This is a genomic window from uncultured Aquimarina sp. (genome assembly GCF_947495315.1).
GTDB lineage: Bacteria > Bacteroidota > Bacteroidia > Flavobacteriales > Flavobacteriaceae > Aquimarina.
In genome coordinates this window covers 72116-88710 of the sequence record NZ_CANLYD010000014.1, presented here as the reverse complement: position 1 = coordinate 88710, position 16595 = coordinate 72116, and the positions used below count along the sequence as shown (strand labels likewise).

The 16595-nt window shown below is 32.6% G+C and carries 16 protein-coding genes; 12 read left to right on the top strand and 4 right to left on the bottom strand.

Annotated elements, in window-relative coordinates; translation table 11 throughout:
• Positions 1-16 precede the first annotated feature (16 nt).
• The 3 genes from Q0910_RS21095 to Q0910_RS21085 are packed head-to-tail and all read left to right on the top strand — an operon-like array spanning position 17 to position 2862.
• Positions 17-841: a cell envelope biogenesis protein OmpA gene (locus tag Q0910_RS21095; protein ID WP_299221028.1), complete on the top strand. Its 825-nt coding sequence runs from the start codon at positions 17-19 to the stop codon at positions 839-841.
• Entirely contained in the window at positions 828-1319 is a 492-nt protein-coding gene (locus Q0910_RS21090; RefSeq protein WP_299221025.1) for a Rab family GTPase, read from the top strand. Before Q0910_RS21095 ends, Q0910_RS21090 begins: the two co-directional genes overlap by 14 nt.
• A 4-nt stretch (positions 1320-1323) precedes the next feature.
• Entirely contained in the window at positions 1324-2862 is a 1539-nt protein-coding gene (locus tag Q0910_RS21085) for an ATP-binding protein (RefSeq protein WP_299221023.1), read from the top strand.
• A gap of 37 nt (positions 2863-2899) precedes the next feature.
• Here Q0910_RS21085 and Q0910_RS21080 read toward each other — a convergent pair whose 3' ends face one another.
• Positions 2900-3331 (bottom strand): TerB family tellurite resistance protein, encoded by a 432-nt coding sequence (locus tag Q0910_RS21080; protein WP_299221332.1) that lies wholly within the window; start codon positions 3329-3331, stop codon positions 2900-2902.
• A gap of 268 nt (positions 3332-3599) precedes the next feature.
• Here Q0910_RS21080 and Q0910_RS21075 point away from each other — a divergent pair, with 268 nt between their 5' ends.
• The 5 genes from Q0910_RS21075 to pdeM all read left to right on the top strand — a co-directional run bounded on the left by Q0910_RS21075 (position 3600) and on the right by pdeM (position 9890).
• A complete protein-coding gene (locus Q0910_RS21075) occupies positions 3600-4628 on the top strand; it encodes a ligase-associated DNA damage response exonuclease (RefSeq protein ID WP_299221019.1) in 1029 nt (342 codons plus the stop codon).
• The gene (locus Q0910_RS21070; protein ID WP_299221016.1) at positions 4625-6295 is read left to right on the top strand and encodes an ATP-dependent DNA ligase; all 1671 of its coding nucleotides are present in this window, start codon (positions 4625-4627) and stop codon (positions 6293-6295) included. Before Q0910_RS21075 ends, Q0910_RS21070 begins: the two co-directional genes overlap by 4 nt.
• A 4-nt stretch (positions 6296-6299) precedes the next feature.
• Positions 6300-6629, top strand: a complete 330-nt coding sequence (locus tag Q0910_RS21065) for a GIY-YIG nuclease family protein (RefSeq protein ID WP_299221013.1) — start codon at positions 6300-6302, stop codon at positions 6627-6629.
• Between the two features lie 66 nt (positions 6630-6695).
• Entirely contained in the window at positions 6696-9176 is a 2481-nt protein-coding gene (locus tag Q0910_RS21060; protein WP_299221010.1) for a ligase-associated DNA damage response DEXH box helicase, read from the top strand.
• Between the two features lie 75 nt (positions 9177-9251).
• Positions 9252-9890: a ligase-associated DNA damage response endonuclease PdeM gene (pdeM, locus tag Q0910_RS21055; protein WP_299221007.1), complete on the top strand. Its 639-nt coding sequence runs from the start codon at positions 9252-9254 to the stop codon at positions 9888-9890.
• Positions 9891-10534: 644 nt separating this feature from the next.
• On the opposite strand, the gene Q0910_RS21050 is transcribed toward pdeM, so the two are convergent.
• The 3 genes from Q0910_RS21050 to Q0910_RS21040 all read right to left on the bottom strand — a co-directional run bounded on the left by Q0910_RS21050 (position 10535) and on the right by Q0910_RS21040 (position 11704).
• A complete protein-coding gene (locus Q0910_RS21050) occupies positions 10535-10687 on the bottom strand; it encodes a hypothetical protein (RefSeq protein ID WP_299221002.1) in 153 nt (50 codons plus the stop codon).
• A 223-nt stretch (positions 10688-10910) separates the two neighbouring features.
• Positions 10911-11072 carry a hypothetical protein gene (locus Q0910_RS21045; protein WP_299220999.1) on the bottom strand — a complete coding sequence of 54 codons (162 nt, stop codon included), beginning with the start codon at positions 11070-11072 and terminating at the stop codon, positions 10911-10913.
• 113 nt (positions 11073-11185) lie between these two features.
• Positions 11186-11704: a hypothetical protein gene (locus Q0910_RS21040; RefSeq protein WP_299220997.1), complete on the bottom strand. Its 519-nt coding sequence runs from the start codon at positions 11702-11704 to the stop codon at positions 11186-11188.
• A 442-nt stretch (positions 11705-12146) separates the two neighbouring features.
• Between Q0910_RS21040 and Q0910_RS21035 the strand changes: the two genes are divergently transcribed.
• From Q0910_RS21035 to Q0910_RS21020, 4 genes are all read left to right on the top strand, one after another.
• Complete coding sequence (locus Q0910_RS21035; protein WP_299220994.1) at positions 12147-13892, top strand: AraC family transcriptional regulator; 1746 nt, start codon at positions 12147-12149, stop codon at positions 13890-13892.
• 139 nt (positions 13893-14031) lie between these two features.
• Positions 14032-14205, top strand: a complete 174-nt coding sequence (locus tag Q0910_RS21030; protein ID WP_299220991.1) for a hypothetical protein — start codon at positions 14032-14034, stop codon at positions 14203-14205.
• A gap of 150 nt (positions 14206-14355) precedes the next feature.
• Positions 14356-15498, top strand: a complete 1143-nt coding sequence (locus Q0910_RS21025; RefSeq protein WP_299220988.1) for an aminotransferase class V-fold PLP-dependent enzyme — start codon at positions 14356-14358, stop codon at positions 15496-15498.
• A 257-nt stretch (positions 15499-15755) separates the two neighbouring features.
• Positions 15756-16550 carry a tryptophan-rich sensory protein gene (locus Q0910_RS21020; protein ID WP_299220986.1) on the top strand — a complete coding sequence of 265 codons (795 nt, stop codon included), beginning with the start codon at positions 15756-15758 and terminating at the stop codon, positions 16548-16550.
• Positions 16551-16595: the final 45 nt, after the last annotated feature.

The window sequence follows — 16595 nt, the reverse complement described above, 5'->3', positions numbered from 1 at the left end:
CTGTCTATCCTAGATTATGGAAGAGCAGGATAAACTTAAGATTCTTAAAGAACTTCTTCTTACTGAAGAGAAGGAGTATGCAGACTCCATTGCAAAAAAAGTCGATGAACTAAGTAAAATAGTTCATCAAAAACAAGAACTTTCTCATAAGGTTGACCCTATTATAGATGATAAATTAGAAGAATTTGTTCAGGAAATACCCAAAACTCTGGGGCCAACCATTACAGAAGCTTTAAAAGAAGAAATCAAAAATTCACAGGATGCCGTAGTCGAAGCGTTGTTTCCTATTATCGGTAAGATGATAAAGAAATATATCGCACACGAGATGAAAATATTGAGTGAAAATATTAATAAAAAAACCCGACAGGCTTTCTCTTTCAAAAATTGGTTTAAAAGAACCAAAGCTAGAGCACAAGGAATTAGTGATGGTGACTTAGTCATCACTGATTATGCAAAACCAAGGTTGATCCAAATGTTCGTCATTGAAAAAGATTCTGGATTATTGATAGCAGACTACAGCCCTTTATCAGAAAACACTGTAGACAAGGATATGGTCGCTGGTATGCTAACCGCTATTAAAAGCTTTGTAGAAGATGCTTTTCAGGGAGGAAATCAAAACCTCGAAACAATCGAATACGAGTTATATACTATTCACGTACAAAATTTTTATTCTTATTATATTGCCGCCGTTATTTCTGGTGCATATAATATGATGTTTAAAGAGGTATTAGAAGATCAAATTATTAATTTTGCTCAACATAATATTTCCAAAAGAGATCTAGAAAACAGTGAGCTTTTTACTAAAAAATTAAAAAAACATTTTGAAGATGAAATTGTCTAAAAAAGTAGTGCTTTTAGGACACTTTGGTGTTGGAAAAACGTCCTTATTCAGACGTTTTATCGACAACGAATTTTCTGAAGATTATAAAGTAACACTTGGTGTTCAGATAAAAAAGAAAGTAATCGAAATGCCTGATGGGCGTGAACTATCTATGATCATTTGGGATACTGAAGGTCACGCAGATATAGAAGATACAAGAAAATCATATCTATTGGGATCCAATGCTTTTATTTATGTATTTGATCTAACCAGAATTGATACCTATAAAGACCTTAATAAGGATCTGGCGTATCTAGCTAAAAACCATCCAAAAGTAAAGATTAAGGTTATAGGTAATAAATTAGATTTAGTGAATGAAAAGGAAACTATAACAAAGTTCAAAGAACAAAATATTGTTGTTGATTGTTTAACGAGTGCAAAAACTAATAAAAATGTGCAGGATTTCTTCTTAGATCTTGCCAAGGAAATAACTGCCTAGTATTATGACATATCAAGAAGAAAGGTTGCTATTTAATCAAAAAACACAATGCACTGTAGTTCATCATGATGGAAAAATCAAGGAAACCGATGCAAATGTATTCCAATGGAAAGTAGGAACTTCTATCTATGATGCGCATCCTTTTTTTGAAATATTAAAAAGTTTTATTGAGGATTTTGAAAAAGAAGAAACTACATATAATTTCCCCTGCATTCATCTAGAAGATGGAAAACTTGAAAAAATTTGTGATGTAACAATAAAGGTAAACGCTCAGGAGGTTATCCTTCTACTATTTGATTATACCTCAAAATATTATGAGCTTAACAAAATAGCTCAACAGAAAAATGAATCTATTCTTAAGAGTAAGGAATTAGAACTTAAGAATCAATACCTTCTTGAAAAAGAGAAATTTAAAAATAGTTTTATTTCCAATATAAATCATGAAATCAGAACACCATTAACGGGGATTTTAGGATTTATAGAAGTATTAGAAAAAACAAACTTAAATTTTGAACAAGAAGAACTAGCAAGAATCATAAAGCGGCAAAGCTTGCACCTCAATAGCCTGATTGAGGATATGGTTGATATTGCTAAGATAGAATCCGGTAAAATTAAGATTGTCGAAGAGCGGTTTCTATTTATTAATCTTGTAGAAGGTTTTAAAGAAACTTATGTTAAACTAGCTGAAGATAAAGAGATAGAATTCGAAACTTATATTGATCCTAACATCCAGGAATATCTTATTGGAGATAGAACCCGTGTATTTCAGATCTTAAACAACATTCTTAACAATGCCTTCAAGTTTACAGAAGAAGGCAAAGTAAGTCTTTCGGTTACTAAAAATTATCAACGCACCAATAAGTTAAGCGTTAGCTTTAAAATTGAAGATACTGGATTAGGAATACAGACAGAAAACCTTGCAACTATTTTTGATAGATTCACGCGTTTTAATGAGGATAAACAAATTTCAGGTACAGGATTAGGATTAGCAATTGTAAAAGATTTGGTAGATCTACTTGGCGGAGAAATTAAAGTAACAAGTAAACCGGAACACGGAACCATTTTCGATATCAAATTACCTTTTAAGTTTGAAGTTACAAAATCCTCTCCCGAAAAGAAAAAGAAAAAATATAGTCTACCGGAATCTAAAAAGAAATTCAGAGTACTGCTAGTAGAAGATGAAGAAGCTACTCAATTTTTAATCATGAAGATCCTGATCAGTCATGGTAGTTTCTTTGTCGATGTAGCTATTAATGGAGAAGAAGCTATCAGTTATCTGGAAAGAAGAAATTATGATCTGGTGTTGATGGATCTAAAACTATCCAAGGTCGATGGATATCAGGCAACCCATATGATAAGAAACAACTATGGAGACAAAGTAATTTCAGAAGTTCCTATAATAGGTTTTACGGCAAAATCTACTCAAATAGAAAGAGACAAATGTCTTCGATCTGGAATGGATGACTTTATTGCCAAACCTTTTGAACAAGAAGATTTAATCTACAAAATAGTTAAACAAATAGCTAAAAAAGCCGCTTTATAAAGCGGCTTTTTTATATAATTTATTGAAACGATAAAAGTTATCGGTTCATATTTTTAATCTCATCCGCAAAAGTATCTACATCTACTTCTTTGTCTACTAATGAAAGGGCTTTATCTACAACATACTTAGCATTATCTGATCTAAAACCTAGTCCTATACATAACTTTTCTAATAAAATAACTTGATCATCTCCTTTTATATTATCCGCATATACCATTCTAGCTAAATCAAAAAGTCTTTCTAATCTTGCATCATAACTTGTTGGAGGATTGATAGGACGAGAAGCGTAATCTTTTAATATTTCCTTATAATCATTCTCAGAAATATTAAGATTTCGAGCTAATCGATCTAAGAAAGCTCTTTCTTCATCCGTTATTATTCCATCACTCATAGCTACTCTAACGATCGCAGCAAAATGATCTTGATTTCGTTTTTGAAAACCACTATCAAATAAATCAGATATAGACATCATGTACTTTTGTTTAATTTGCCGCAAATATAACTAAACTCTACACCTTTTAAAATTTAAAACAGGTGTTTTTATAATCAAAACCTATTCTCAATATATAGTTTTACTCATTGAGCTATTTCAAGAATATCTCAATCATAGGGTAAAGAAGAATATCTACGTACTCCATTTAAAAAAAGTAGAACAATTACTAATACTTTCAAAAAAGCACGATAAGAAGATTACTAATTATTAACTTTCTGATAATTTTCAATTTTTATTGTCGAAAATGAGTAAAACCCCCTTGCTTCAATTTACAGATAAAGGAATATACTGCGCGGCGGCAAAAGTATATTTGGACCCCTGGAAACCTGTAGATAAAGCTATTATTACGCACGGACATGCAGACCACAGTCGATGGGGACATAAACAGTATATAACGCACCACACCAATATCCCAATCATAAAACATCGATTAGGAGACATCAAAGTTATTGGAAAAAAGTATGGAGAGATATTCATAGTAAATAATGTAAAGTTTAGTTTTCACCCTGCAGGACATATCATCGGAAGCTCACAGATTAGGGTTGAACACAAAGGAGAAGTCTGGGTCTTTACAGGAGATTACAAAATAGAAGATGATGGTATTTCTATTCCTTATGAACCTATAAAATGTAACACATTCATCACTGAATGTACTTTTGGCTTACCAGCATTCAAATGGACTCCCCAGAAAGAGGTTTTCGGAAATATTAACCAATGGTGGGCAGAAAATAAAGCTGAAGGAAAAACCTCTATCTTGTTTGGATATTCCCTTGGAAAAGCGCAAAGATTATTAAAAAACCTAAACCCCGAGATTGGTAAGATTTATACACACGGTGCTATCGAGAATATGACGAATGTTATAAGACCTATGATAGATTTTCCAGAAACTACCTTAATCACAAAAGAAACTAAAAAAGAAGAGCTTATTGGAAACTTAGTTATAGCCCCACCAAGTACCCATGGCAGTACTTGGATAAGAAAAATGGTTCCATATGTAACCGCTTCAGCTAGTGGATGGATGACATTTAGAGGTGCTCGCCGAAGAAGAGCTATTGATAAAGGATTCGTGCTTTCCGATCATTGTGATTGGGATGGATTATTAACTGCTGTTAAAGAAACTGGAGCTACTAAAATTATAAGCACACACGGATATACCGAAATATTCTCTAAATATCTTCGGGAAATTGGCTATGATGCCCGAACAGAGAAAACGCAATACGAAGGAGAGCTCGCTGAAATGGAATCTAAAAAAGAAAGTGAGGTAGTTGAATGAAGCAATTTGCAAACCTTATCAAAACTTTAGACAGCACTAACAAAACCAATGTAAAAGTAAATGCACTGGCATCTTATTTTGAGCAAGCACCAGAAGACGATAAAGTTTGGACTATTGCCATACTCTCGCATCGTAGACCTCCAAGACCAGTAAATACAACATTGCTAAGAACGTGGGCTTCAGAATTAGCGAATATCCCACTTTGGCTGTTTGAAGAATCATATCATATTGTAGGAGATCTGGCAGAAACCATTGCTTTGGTAATTCCGATCTCAAAAAAAAGCTCTGAAAAAACGCTTACTCAATTTCTTCAGGAAATGATTAGACTGAAAAAAGAGTCTGATAAAGAAAAACGTACATATCTTCAGAAAAACTGGACAGTTCTTAACTACTATGAACGCTTTGTCTTTACAAAACTTATTACCGGTGGGTTTCGGATTGGAGTAAGTCAAAAATTAATGACACGTGCCTTATCGAAAGCTACACAAATTGATGAGGATATTTTAGCCTATAAATTGATGGGGAATTGGAATCCCAATACAATCACATTTCAGGATTTAGTATTAGAAGAAAAAGAATCTGACTTTCTTTCGAAACCCTATCCCTTCTACCTTGCATATGCCATCGAAAACGAAGTTTCAAATCTAGGGAATGCAGAAGAATGGTATGCAGAACACAAATGGGACGGTATTAGAGCACAAGTTATTATCAGAAACAATGAACTTTTTATCTGGAGTCGTGGCGAAGAATTGGTAACGGACAAGTATCCAGAATTTCAGAAGTTTTTAAATATCATACCTAACGGAACTGTATTAGATGGCGAAATCTTACCTTTTCCTAACGGAGAAATTGGAACTTTTAATGATTTACAAACTAGAATCGGCAGAAAGACCGTTTCTAAAAATTTACTCGAAAAAACTCCAGTAATTTTAAAAGCATATGATCTTTTAGAATGGCAAGGAAAAGATATTAGAAACCTTCCTTTTTCTGAACGTCGTGATTTATTGGAAAAACTATTTCAAGAGACCTGTCATTCTGGACTTGATCCAGAATCCATAATACCACTTCTTCTCTCAGAAAAAATGACTTTTACCTCTTGGAAGGAAGTGGCTGATGAGCGTAACCGATCCAGAGAAGTACGATCCGAAGGGTTGATGCTAAAAAGAAAAGATTCTCCTTATTTAGTAGGTCGCAAAAAAGGAGATTGGTGGAAATGGAAAGTAGACCCCTTAACTATAGACGCGGTGTTAACCTATGCAATGCGGGGACATGGTCGCAGATCAAATCTTTTTACCGATTATACTTTTGGGCTCTGGAACGAAGAAAAAACAGAGTTAGTCACTTTTGCAAAGGCTTATTCTGGTCTTACCGATGCTGAATTCAGAGAAGTAGATAAGTTTATAAAAGCAAACACTTTAGAACGGTTTGGACCAGTAAGAAGCGTAACTCCAGAGTTAGTTTTCGAAATTGCTTTTGAAGGAATCGCACTATCCAAAAGACATAAGAGCGGTGTTGCTACTCGTTTTCCAAGAATTCTGAGATGGCGACAGGATAAAAAAATAAAAGAGGCAAACTCCTTAGAAGATTTGAAAGTACTAATTCCGAACACCGTGAAGGAATCTGTTAAAACACAACTAAAACTTAAATCAAAGCAAAAGAATACATGATCAAATGAACAAAGGATATACATATATAACCACCAATAAAAATAAAACTGTATTATATATTGGAGCAACAAATGACATCATTAGAAGAATGAATGAACACAAAAACAAGACTTTTAAAAATTCATTCTCTGCGAAATACAACTGTTACATGTTAGTCTATTTTGAAGAGCTTGACTCGGTTAAAAAAGCCTTTGAAAGAGAAAAACAATTAAAAGCAGGAAATAGAAAAAGAAAAGAAAGATTAATAAATAGTATAAATCCTGATTGGGAAGATTTATCAATTGATTGGATCGATCAAAATCTAGAATTAAGAGAACTGAAAAACAAAATTTAAACAGATTACTTCGCTTCAATATGTCCAGAACTAAAATTAAACAGATTACTTCGCTTCGCTCGTAATATGACGCAAAAAGAACTCTTCAATATTACAGAATCCTGGTTCGAACAACAACATTGGAAATCTTTTCCTTTTCAAAAGCAAAGTTGGAAAGCATTTCTACAAGGCAAACATGGATTATTGAACGCTCCTACAGGAAGCGGAAAAACCTACGCGCTTTGGATTCCTATTGTTCTGTACTACATCAAAAATAATCCTGATTATCAAACCAAACATAAAAAAGGATTGAAAGCCATTTGGATTACACCACTACGTGCATTATCCCAAGAAATTAAACAAGCGACAGAAAGAGTTGCTGAAGATCTAAACACACAACTTACAGTCGGAATAAGAACGGGTGATACTTCCCAAAAAGAACGAGCAGCACAAAGGCGATCTATGCCAGATTTGCTCATTACCACACCCGAGAGTTTACAACTACTTTTAGCATCAAAGGGATATGACAAAACCTTCAAAGATTGTTCTGCCATTATTATTGATGAGTGGCACGAACTATTAGGCACGAAACGAGGTATACAAATAGAATTGGCCTTATCAAGGTTAAAAACGATATCAAAAGATCTTCGAATTTGGGGAATTTCGGCAACAATTGGAAACCTAGAACAGGCTCGAGAAGTATTGTTAGGACATCAATCAGAAGCACTACAAAATTCAGTTTTGATCAAAGCAAATCTCAAAAAGAGAATCAAAGTAAAAAGTATTATTCCTGATGAAATGGAAACTTTCCCTTGGCGTGGCCACTTAGGAATTCACTTATTAGATGAAGTAGTACCGATCATCAGAAAAAGTAAAACCACCTTACTTTTTACCAATACCAGAAGTCAATGTGAAATTTGGTTTCAAAAAATATTACAAAGATATCCCGAATTTGCAGGAGAAATGGCCATGCATCATGGCAGTATCAACAAAGAAACAAGGCTTTGGGTAGAACAAGCTATTCGTAATGAATCCCTAAAAGCAGTAGTATGTACATCAAGTCTCGATCTAGGTGTTGATTTTGCTCCAGTAGAAACAATTATTCAGATTGGAGGCCCAAAAGGAGTCGCGCGATTTCTGCAACGTGCAGGTCGTAGTGGACATCAACCTGGTAAAACCAGTGTTATTTATTTTTTACCAACTCATGCCATAGAATTGATCGAAGCTTCTGCGCTACAGCAAGCTGTAAAACATAATACAGTAGAAGATCGTATTCCCTATCTAAATAGCTTTGATGTACTTATCCAATACCTTACTACACTTGCGGTTTCTGATGGATTTTATCCAAAAGATATTTATCATGAAGTTAAAAACACCTTCTGTTATCAAGCCATTTCTGAAGATGATTGGAGATGGATCCTCAATTTTATAACCAAAGGTAGTCAAAGCCTCCAAAGCTATGATGAGTATAAGAAAGTAGAAATTCTAGAAGATGGATTATTCAAAGTAAATAATAGAGGGATTGCGATGCGTCATCGGCTACAGATCGGGACGATCGTTAGCGATGCAGTTTTAATGGTTAAATATCTTAAAGGAGGCTATATTGGCAGTATCGAAGAATGGTTTATTTCAAAATTAAACCCTGGAGATGTTTTTACCTTTGCAGGAAGAAATCTGGAACTTGTACGTATAAAAGAGATGAAGGTTTTAGTACGTAAATCCTCTAAGAAAACTTCTAAAGTTCCAAGTTGGATGGGCGGTAGATTGACACTTACCTCCCAAATGTCTGAATTACTGCGTAATGAATTATATACTGCTTCTTCATCTCAAATTAAAAATATAAACACCCAATCAGTAGAATTAAAATCATTGTCTCACATATTCGAAAGACAACGATTAGAAAGTATTGTTCCCGGACCCGATGAATTCTTAATTGAAACCTTTAAAACACGAGAAGGATATCATGCCATCTTTTACCCCTTCGAAGGTCGATTTGTGCATGAAGCTTTAGGAAGCTTGTTAGCATATAGAATTAGTCTTTTATTTCCTATTTCTTTTTCTATAGCATTTAACGACTATGGTTTTGAACTACTATCAGATCAGAAAATTGATATGCAACAAGTAATAGATAACGATCTTTTTACTAAGGATCAAATGCATAGTGATCTTCAAAAAAGTCTGAATGCTACAGAAATGGCCAGACGTAAATTTAGAGATATCGCAGTAATATCAGGGATGGTTTTTACGGGGTATCCTGATAAAATGTTAAAAACCAAACATCTACAATCTAGTTCACAATTACTATTTGATGTATTCAGAGATTATGAGACCGAAAATTTATTATATAGACAGGCTTTTACAGAAACCTTCGAACATCAATTAGAAGAAGGAAGATTACAAAAAGCCCTGGAAAGAATTGAACGGCAATCCATCGTCTGGAAATCGTGCAAAAAGCCTACTCCCTTTTCATTTCCAATTATTACTGATCGGTTCTCAAGAGAAAAATTATCTAGTGAAAAACTAGAAGATCGTATTAAAAAGATGGTAGCTTTGTTAACCAAAAAATGATTGCTTAAGAAACTAAACCTTCCCTCCTAAAAAGGAGGGATTGAGGGAGGTGTTATTTGAAAACTAATTTCAGTAATGAACCAAACCATACAGATACAAAATCAAACCTTTATTCTTCACCCAACTGGTGTTATGTTCTGGGAAGAAAGAAACATGTTATTGATTGCTGATCTACATCTTGGTAAAGTTTCACATTTTAGAAAACATGGCAGTGCAGTACCACAAGAAGCAATTCTCAAAAACTTTGAACAATTAGATACGGTAATCTCTTTTTTTAATCCTTCAACAATTTGTTTTTTAGGAGATCTGTTCCATAGTTACATTAATAATGAGTGGTTATTGTTTTCTGATTGGGTTTCTAAAATGAATTCTGAAATTCTTCTTGTTGTAGGAAACCATGATATTATCTCACCTCGTAAATACGAAGAACTTAGAATCAAAATAGGTTCAGAATTGATTTTAGATAATTTCTTGCTTAGTCATCATCCAGAAGAAAGAGAGGGACTTTTCAATTTTTGTGGTCATATTCATCCTGGAGTACTTTTAGGCGGACTAGGTAAACAGCGTCTTCGCTTACCTTGTTTTTATCAGAAAGAAAATCAATTGATTCTACCTGCTTTTGGAGAATTTACCGGTAATCATACACTAAAACCTACCGAAAAAACTAAAATATATGCTATCACCAAAAAGGAAGTTATTTTAGTGCATCAATAATAGAATAGCATGTGCAAAATCAAAAGTATTTTTTTGCTTTTCTGACTATTTAATCTATCAAAGATCTCACATATTTACGTCCTCAGGTAATCAATAATTAAATATATAATATTAAAAAAGACCGTATTCATAACGGTCTTTTTGTTCTCAATAATTTTTAATGACAAGCTGAACCTATAGTTGAGCAGTGAGGGTAACAAAAATTAGAACTACAAAGTATTTCCCACCCATTACCAGTTATATCTTTCAACTGCTTTTTTTCTAATTTTTGAATTCCGTTAAGTTTTAAAATCTTTTCTAACATAATTTTAGATATTTAAGAGTTATATATTTCCCAAGCATTTATAGACATTCAGGAATTCTGTCTTAATATGAATATCCCTATGAAATAAAAATCCGTACTTTTTTTGATTGATGACAAACTCACTGTAATAAGCTATATTCCTTATGTTTATTCTAGAGCATACTCAAAGAATTCTACCCCAAGAATCTTCTTTGCTACGTCTTTGATTTTCAGATTAATAAAGCCCAAAACATCTAAAAGCTACTCTTAAACTAAGTCTGTAAAAAAATAGCCCTTTGTCGAGAAAAAATACTTGTTCAAAAAACAAGTATTTTTAAGTCTAAACTATGCTGTTTTACTTTTAATGACAACCTCCAGTTGAATAACAACCTCCACCTGGTGTTTCTTCATCAAAAGGACTGTCATTTGCGTTTTTATTACCTCCTTTTACAATGATCTGTTGATTTCTGTCTAATTGACTTATCCCTTTTAAGTTTAAAATGTTTTCTAACATAAATAAGTTATCTAATAATTTGTATAATTTCCCAAGCATTTATAGACATTCAGGAATTCTGTCTGAATTTTATCTTCCAAGACTTAAAGTATTAATTCTTACCTTGTTTTAAGAATAGATTCAAAAATCTGGTTGAGATACATAATCTCTTTTTTTCGAAAACAGCCATACCATTATTATGTACATCTGTTTTTACAAATTTGCACTACCCGACGAAAATTAATTAATAGCAAGTACATCTTCCAGGAGTTCCTAAATTAGGAACGCCACCACCAGGACCGCATTGGGGAAAACAACCTGCAGACCCCCAACCTCCATTGATTGATTTTTGTTGTTTGATACTAAGTTTTGTTGTGTTTTCTAATTTTAAAATCTTTTCTAACATAAACAAGTTGTTTAATAATTTGTATAATTTCCCGAGCATTTATAGACATTCAGGAATTCTGTCTAAGATTTTTATGTAACCTTTATTCTGAGCGAGACAAGTTCTGTAAAACTCTATAGCGGACCTTGTGGACCTCCTCCTCCGCAGGCACTGCTTATACAACTATTAAATTGATTAGTACATCTAATATATGTAGCTTCAATTTCGTCTATATTTGCCAAATAGTCTTCTCTAATCTGATCACAATTAAAAGGTCGATCAGCTTCAGGACCATTACACTTACGTAATAGATTATCCCAAGAAGCAGCCCACCATATACAATCATAATAAGGCCCGTCACAAAGAGAACCTCCATAAGCACATTTTCTAAAGTCTTCCTCTTTCAATTTCTTTATATCAGATAAAATTAAATAAGCAAGTTTTTTCAATTTAAGCTTAGTTTTTTCATCTAGTTCGATACCATTATTTCCTTCTGCAGTATCCATAAAGTCTAACGCTAAACGCTCCAACGCATCCACTTTTTCGGATGCATTTAAGGATCCTTCGTTTCGATCTAAAAATTCTTCAGAATCTTCTTCTTTATTACATGAAATAACAAGAAAAAGAGACAGGACAAAAATGATTTTTTTCATGAGTACAAGTAATTAATGATTTGTATTTTCCTAAGCATTTATAGACATTCAGGAATTCTGTCTAGATTTTCATATTGATTCGAAGGAGAGAATAATAAATTAATTATAATCGAATCTTTACTATTTATTTTGTACGAATTCTTTTAAATAATTATCACTGTGTCGAGAACAAATATAAAAGCGACTATAGAAAGAAAACAAATGAAGTAAACTGACTTTCAGGGAAAACACAGTATGTTTTCTGGGAATCAACAGTTATAAAAAAAATATAAATACTTAAAAATCAAAACAATAAACACCGAACCAAGGAATGTCAAATTTTACAATAAGAAACAGCCCTACAAAATAGACATCAATCAAAAAAAGTGATGAAACACAAAAAGTTAAATGTTAGTTTTTTATATACTAAATCTTTAGGTTTGTACGACAAAAATAGTCAGATATGCCATTTGCCATTGCTTTGTCACGCATAAGAATTAAACATTTTGCAGTTCTTTTTTTAATACTGTTTTTATTTCTTAACACCAACACTGTTTTTGCTTTTCAAACCTCTTTTGATAGCTTACTTACCAAAGAATATACATATCTAAAAAAAATGGTATTCAAGAATGCAAAGGATTCATCAAAAGCAATAATATATGCTCAATCATATTTATTCAAAGCAAAAAAAGATAGGGACACCTCCAAAATAGCAGATGGCTTCTATTATTTCTCACGTATTACTCAGGATGAAAAAATTACTGAAAAATATGCGGATAGTATGATTCTATATGCAAATAACTTAAGAACCAAGTCTTATCCAACATTTGCATATTATAATAAAGCCGCAATAGCATATAATCGAGGTAATTTTAAGAAAGCCCTTGATTTGTATCTTAAAACCATTGAAAAAGCAAAAGAATTTGAAAACACTCATCTTTTTTATGCTAGCAAAAAAAATATTGGTGTCCTAAAAAGTAGGATTGGGGAATACGAAACAGCATTAGTAGAACTTAGACAATGTTATCAATATTATTCAAAAATTAAAGAAAAAAAACCAAGGACCTATTTGAGAACATTATTTGCATTATCTGATGCTTATAATTTGAATAAAAAACTAGATTCAGCGACTTCTATCAATACTCTTGGCTATACAGAATCTATAAAGTTTAATGACGAAAGTTTCAAGTATTACTTTACATTAAATGAAGGAATTAATTTATTTGATAAAAAAAACTTTATCAAGGCAAAAGATAGTTTATCAATTGCTATTGAACAATTGAAAATTAACGAAGATAAGGCTAATCTATCTATGGCTTATTTTTTTTATGGAAAGACATTAACGGCTTTAGGAAAAGAAATAGACGCTATTGCTGCACATATAAAAGTGGACGATATATTTCAAGAAATATCTGAGATTATGCCAAATAATCGAGAGAATTATGAAATCTTAATCAATTATTATAAAGAGTTAGGCGATAAGGATAATCAATTAAAATATATCAAACAGCTAATCACTGTGGACAGTGTACTACACACTAATTATCGATATCTAATAAAAACCGTAGTACAAAATTATGATACGCCGAGGCTACTTTCCGAAAAACAAGAAATTATAGACAGCTTGGAGACCGGAAAAAAAACATCGTATACAATCATTAGCATATTAACTATTATTAGTCTTTTATTACTTGTTTTATGGTTGATTAATCATCGTAGACAAAGGCAATACAGACGACGTTTTGAAACACTGTATCACAAACCTGATTCTCAAGCAAAACAAGACAAGCCAATAATACCAAAAGCCGAAAAAACTAAACTTGCTATTCCTGAAGAAAGTATAAAGGAGATACTTGACAAATTAACTAGTTTTGAAGATGAATTAGGATTTATACAAACTGATTTATCCGTAAATATTTTAGCAAAAAGATTTGGAACTAATTCTAAATATTTATCTAAAATTATTAATACCTATAAAGAGAAATCATTTAATCGTTACATCAATGGTCTTAGAATAGACCAATCGATAGTAAGACTTAAAACAGACTCTAAATTTAGAAACTATACGATAAAAGCAATTGCACAAGAAATGGGTTTTAATACTACGGATGCATTCTCTAAAGCATTTTATAAACAAAATGGAATACACCCTTCTTATTTCATTAAAGAATTAGAAAAACAAATTGAAGCGAACTATAACGATCAGTAAACCATTTATAATAATCTCATTTTATCACCCCGTTTTCACCGAAAACGGATATAAAGTCATAAAAAAGTAAGATGTAATTGTATTAGTCTACTTATCTTCGAATCAACAATAATACGAACTGTCATATTAAAAAAAGAGAATGAAAAACAAAAAATTAAGCCTACAAAAAATAGTTATTACCAGACTAAATAATCTGCACCATATTAAAGGAGGAAGTTTTCCTATTATGTATCCAGAAACCTTAAATTGTACAGGCATTTCAACTAAAACGAATACTGAACTTCTCGATTCAGAAGATAATTGTAACGGATAAAATAAAGTTTATTTAAAAGAGTAAAAGGCATTAAACTTTTTAAGTATATCAAGAATTCAATAAAACAACAAGGTATTCCTAATGTTTTCATAAACACTTTTACATATGATATCGATACACTAATTTTAGTTCTTTACTAAAAAAGTGTACATGCAACACCAAAAACATCTTTTTGATCTATCCGAAGAAATTACCTATCTCAATGGAGCCTATATGGCTCCTCAATTGAAATCGGTAACCGAAATAGGTGTACAATCCGTAAAAAGAAAAGCACATCCTAACGAAATCCTCCCTGAAGATTTCTTTAATGAAAAAGAAACTCTGAAACAGCGTTTTGCAACGCTCATTGACGCCAAGGATTATAAAAATACTGCGATCATTCCATCGGTTTCTTATGGTATTGCTAATGCAGCTAATAATGTGCCCATTAAAAAAGGGGATGAAATCATTTTAGTAGATGAACAATTTCCTAGCAATGTATATATCTGGCAAGAAGTTGCAAAGAAAAATGATGCAACCATCAAAATTATTAAACCTCCTATCGAATTAGAAAATAGAGGTAAGTGTTGGAATGAAAATATTCTGGAAGCTATCACTAAAAATACCGCAGTAATTGCAATGCCGCAAGTACACTGGGCAGATGGAACTTTATTTGACCTGCAAGCTATTCGCGAGAAAACCAAAACCGTAAACGCGATGGTAGTCATTGATGGAACGCAAAGCGTTGGAGCATTGCCATTTTCTATAAAAGAAATTGAGCCAGATGCTTTGGTTTGTGGTGGTTATAAATGGTTATTAGGCCCCTATGCTATTGGCATGGCTTATTACAGTGATGCTTTTAATAATGGAACACCGATCGAACATAATTGGATGAACCGATATAATAGCGAAGACTTTTCTGGACTTACAAAATACGAAGATCAATATCAGGAAAAAGCAGCTCGATACTCTGTTGGAGAATCTAGTAATTTTGTATTAACGCCGATGATGATAAAAGCCGTCGAACAATTGATCGAATGGCAACCAAAAAACATTCAGGAATATGGAAAAAGTATTTCCAAAGATGCTGTACAGAAACTCCGAGAATTAGGATGTTTTATCGAAGATGATGCATATAGAGCGTATCATTTATTCGGAATCTATCTTCCTAATCATATCAATGTAGAAGAGATTAAGGCAAAATTGAAGGAAGCACAAATTTTTGTCTCTTTTAGAGGAAATGCTATGCGAGTTTCTTGTAATGTGTATAATACCGAAGAAGATTTTGAGAAACTATTGAATTGTTTTATATAAACCTGCGCTCGATATAAGAAAATTTACGTCAGTCAGATCCGCCTCAGGCGGATTGTATCGAAGACAAATGGATTTTAAATCAAAAGCCTAATTTCGATACAATTTTTCTTCGTTTCACTATGAAAAATCACTCAATTTGACGGCTTTTTTCAATTCATCTATTACAATCGAATTCAAGCTATAAAGACACCAATTTACTCTTTTGGATTAAGCTGTATGAGTCTTTTACACTACCTTTAGAAGCGTAAAATAATATCATGAAGAAAATATTAGCGATCCTTAATCTACTATCTGTTGTATTTGTTTTAGCCATAAATTACCTTTCACAAGCACTTAGATTTAATAATACAACTATTGGAGAATTGAGTAATACATATGATAATTTATTTACTCCTGCCAGCTATGCATTTGCAATCTGGGGGATTATTTTTCTTGGTTTAATTGCATATTCCATCTATCAAATAAGAAATGCATTTCTTAGTTCAAAAAAAGCTGAATTTATAGAACAAACTTCGTATTGGTTTATGATTGCCAATCTACTAAACGGTTGTTGGGTACTCGCTTTCGTTTATGAATTTACTGGACTTTCTGTACTAATTATGATAGGTATATTGATTTCATTACTAAAAATTATTATTAACACCAATATGGAACGCTGGGATGCTCCTATCGGAACCATTGCTTTTGTTTGGTGGCCTATTTGTTTATATTCTGGATGGATTGCTGTAGCTACCATTGCTAATATATCCGCATACCTCTCTAAAATTGATTGGAATGGTTTTGGTATTTCCGAAGTTAGCTGGACCATTACGATGATTACAATAGCCGTGCTTCTTAATATTTATATGATTATCAAAAGAAATATGCGAGAATTTGCATTGGTCGGCGCATGGGCACTAACAGCAATATATGTAAGACATAACGGTGATTATACTTCCATCGCGTACACAGCAATTATAGGTGCTATTATATTAGTACTTGCCGCTGGTGTTCATGGATTTTTGAATAGAACCACCAATCCTGGAAAAAAATTGATAGAGCGATTTAGATAATTTCTTTTTAACTAGAATATGTTACTAGAATTTAACTTCAAAACG

Bases quoted from the DNA above. Each gene is read 5' to 3' on its own strand.
- Q0910_RS21095 (WP_299221028.1), top strand. From the start codon at position 17: ATGGAAGAGCAGGATAAACTTAAGATTCTTAAAGAACTTCTTCTTACT.
- Q0910_RS21090 (WP_299221025.1), top strand. From the start codon at position 828: ATGAAATTGTCTAAAAAAGTAGTGCTTTTAGGACACTTTGGTGTTGGA.
- Q0910_RS21085 (WP_299221023.1), top strand. From the start codon at position 1,324: ATGACATATCAAGAAGAAAGGTTGCTATTTAATCAAAAAACACAATGC.
- Q0910_RS21080 (WP_299221332.1), bottom strand. From the start codon at position 3,331: ATGTCTATATCTGATTTATTTGATAGTGGTTTTCAAAAACGAAATCAA.
- Q0910_RS21075 (WP_299221019.1), top strand. From the start codon at position 3,600: ATGAGTAAAACCCCCTTGCTTCAATTTACAGATAAAGGAATATACTGC.
- Q0910_RS21070 (WP_299221016.1), top strand. From the start codon at position 4,625: ATGAAGCAATTTGCAAACCTTATCAAAACTTTAGACAGCACTAACAAA.
- Q0910_RS21065 (WP_299221013.1), top strand. From the start codon at position 6,300: ATGAACAAAGGATATACATATATAACCACCAATAAAAATAAAACTGTA.
- Q0910_RS21060 (WP_299221010.1), top strand. From the start codon at position 6,696: ATGACGCAAAAAGAACTCTTCAATATTACAGAATCCTGGTTCGAACAA.
- pdeM (WP_299221007.1), top strand. From the start codon at position 9,252: ATGAACCAAACCATACAGATACAAAATCAAACCTTTATTCTTCACCCA.
- Q0910_RS21050 (WP_299221002.1), bottom strand. From the start codon at position 10,687: ATGTTAGAAAACATTTTAAACTTAAAAGGGATAAGTCAATTAGACAGA.
- Q0910_RS21045 (WP_299220999.1), bottom strand. From the start codon at position 11,072: ATGTTAGAAAAGATTTTAAAATTAGAAAACACAACAAAACTTAGTATC.
- Q0910_RS21040 (WP_299220997.1), bottom strand. From the start codon at position 11,704: ATGAAAAAAATCATTTTTGTCCTGTCTCTTTTTCTTGTTATTTCATGT.
- Q0910_RS21035 (WP_299220994.1), top strand. From the start codon at position 12,147: ATGCCATTTGCCATTGCTTTGTCACGCATAAGAATTAAACATTTTGCA.
- Q0910_RS21030 (WP_299220991.1), top strand. From the start codon at position 14,032: ATGAAAAACAAAAAATTAAGCCTACAAAAAATAGTTATTACCAGACTA.
- Q0910_RS21025 (WP_299220988.1), top strand. From the start codon at position 14,356: ATGCAACACCAAAAACATCTTTTTGATCTATCCGAAGAAATTACCTAT.
- Q0910_RS21020 (WP_299220986.1), top strand. From the start codon at position 15,756: ATGAAGAAAATATTAGCGATCCTTAATCTACTATCTGTTGTATTTGTT.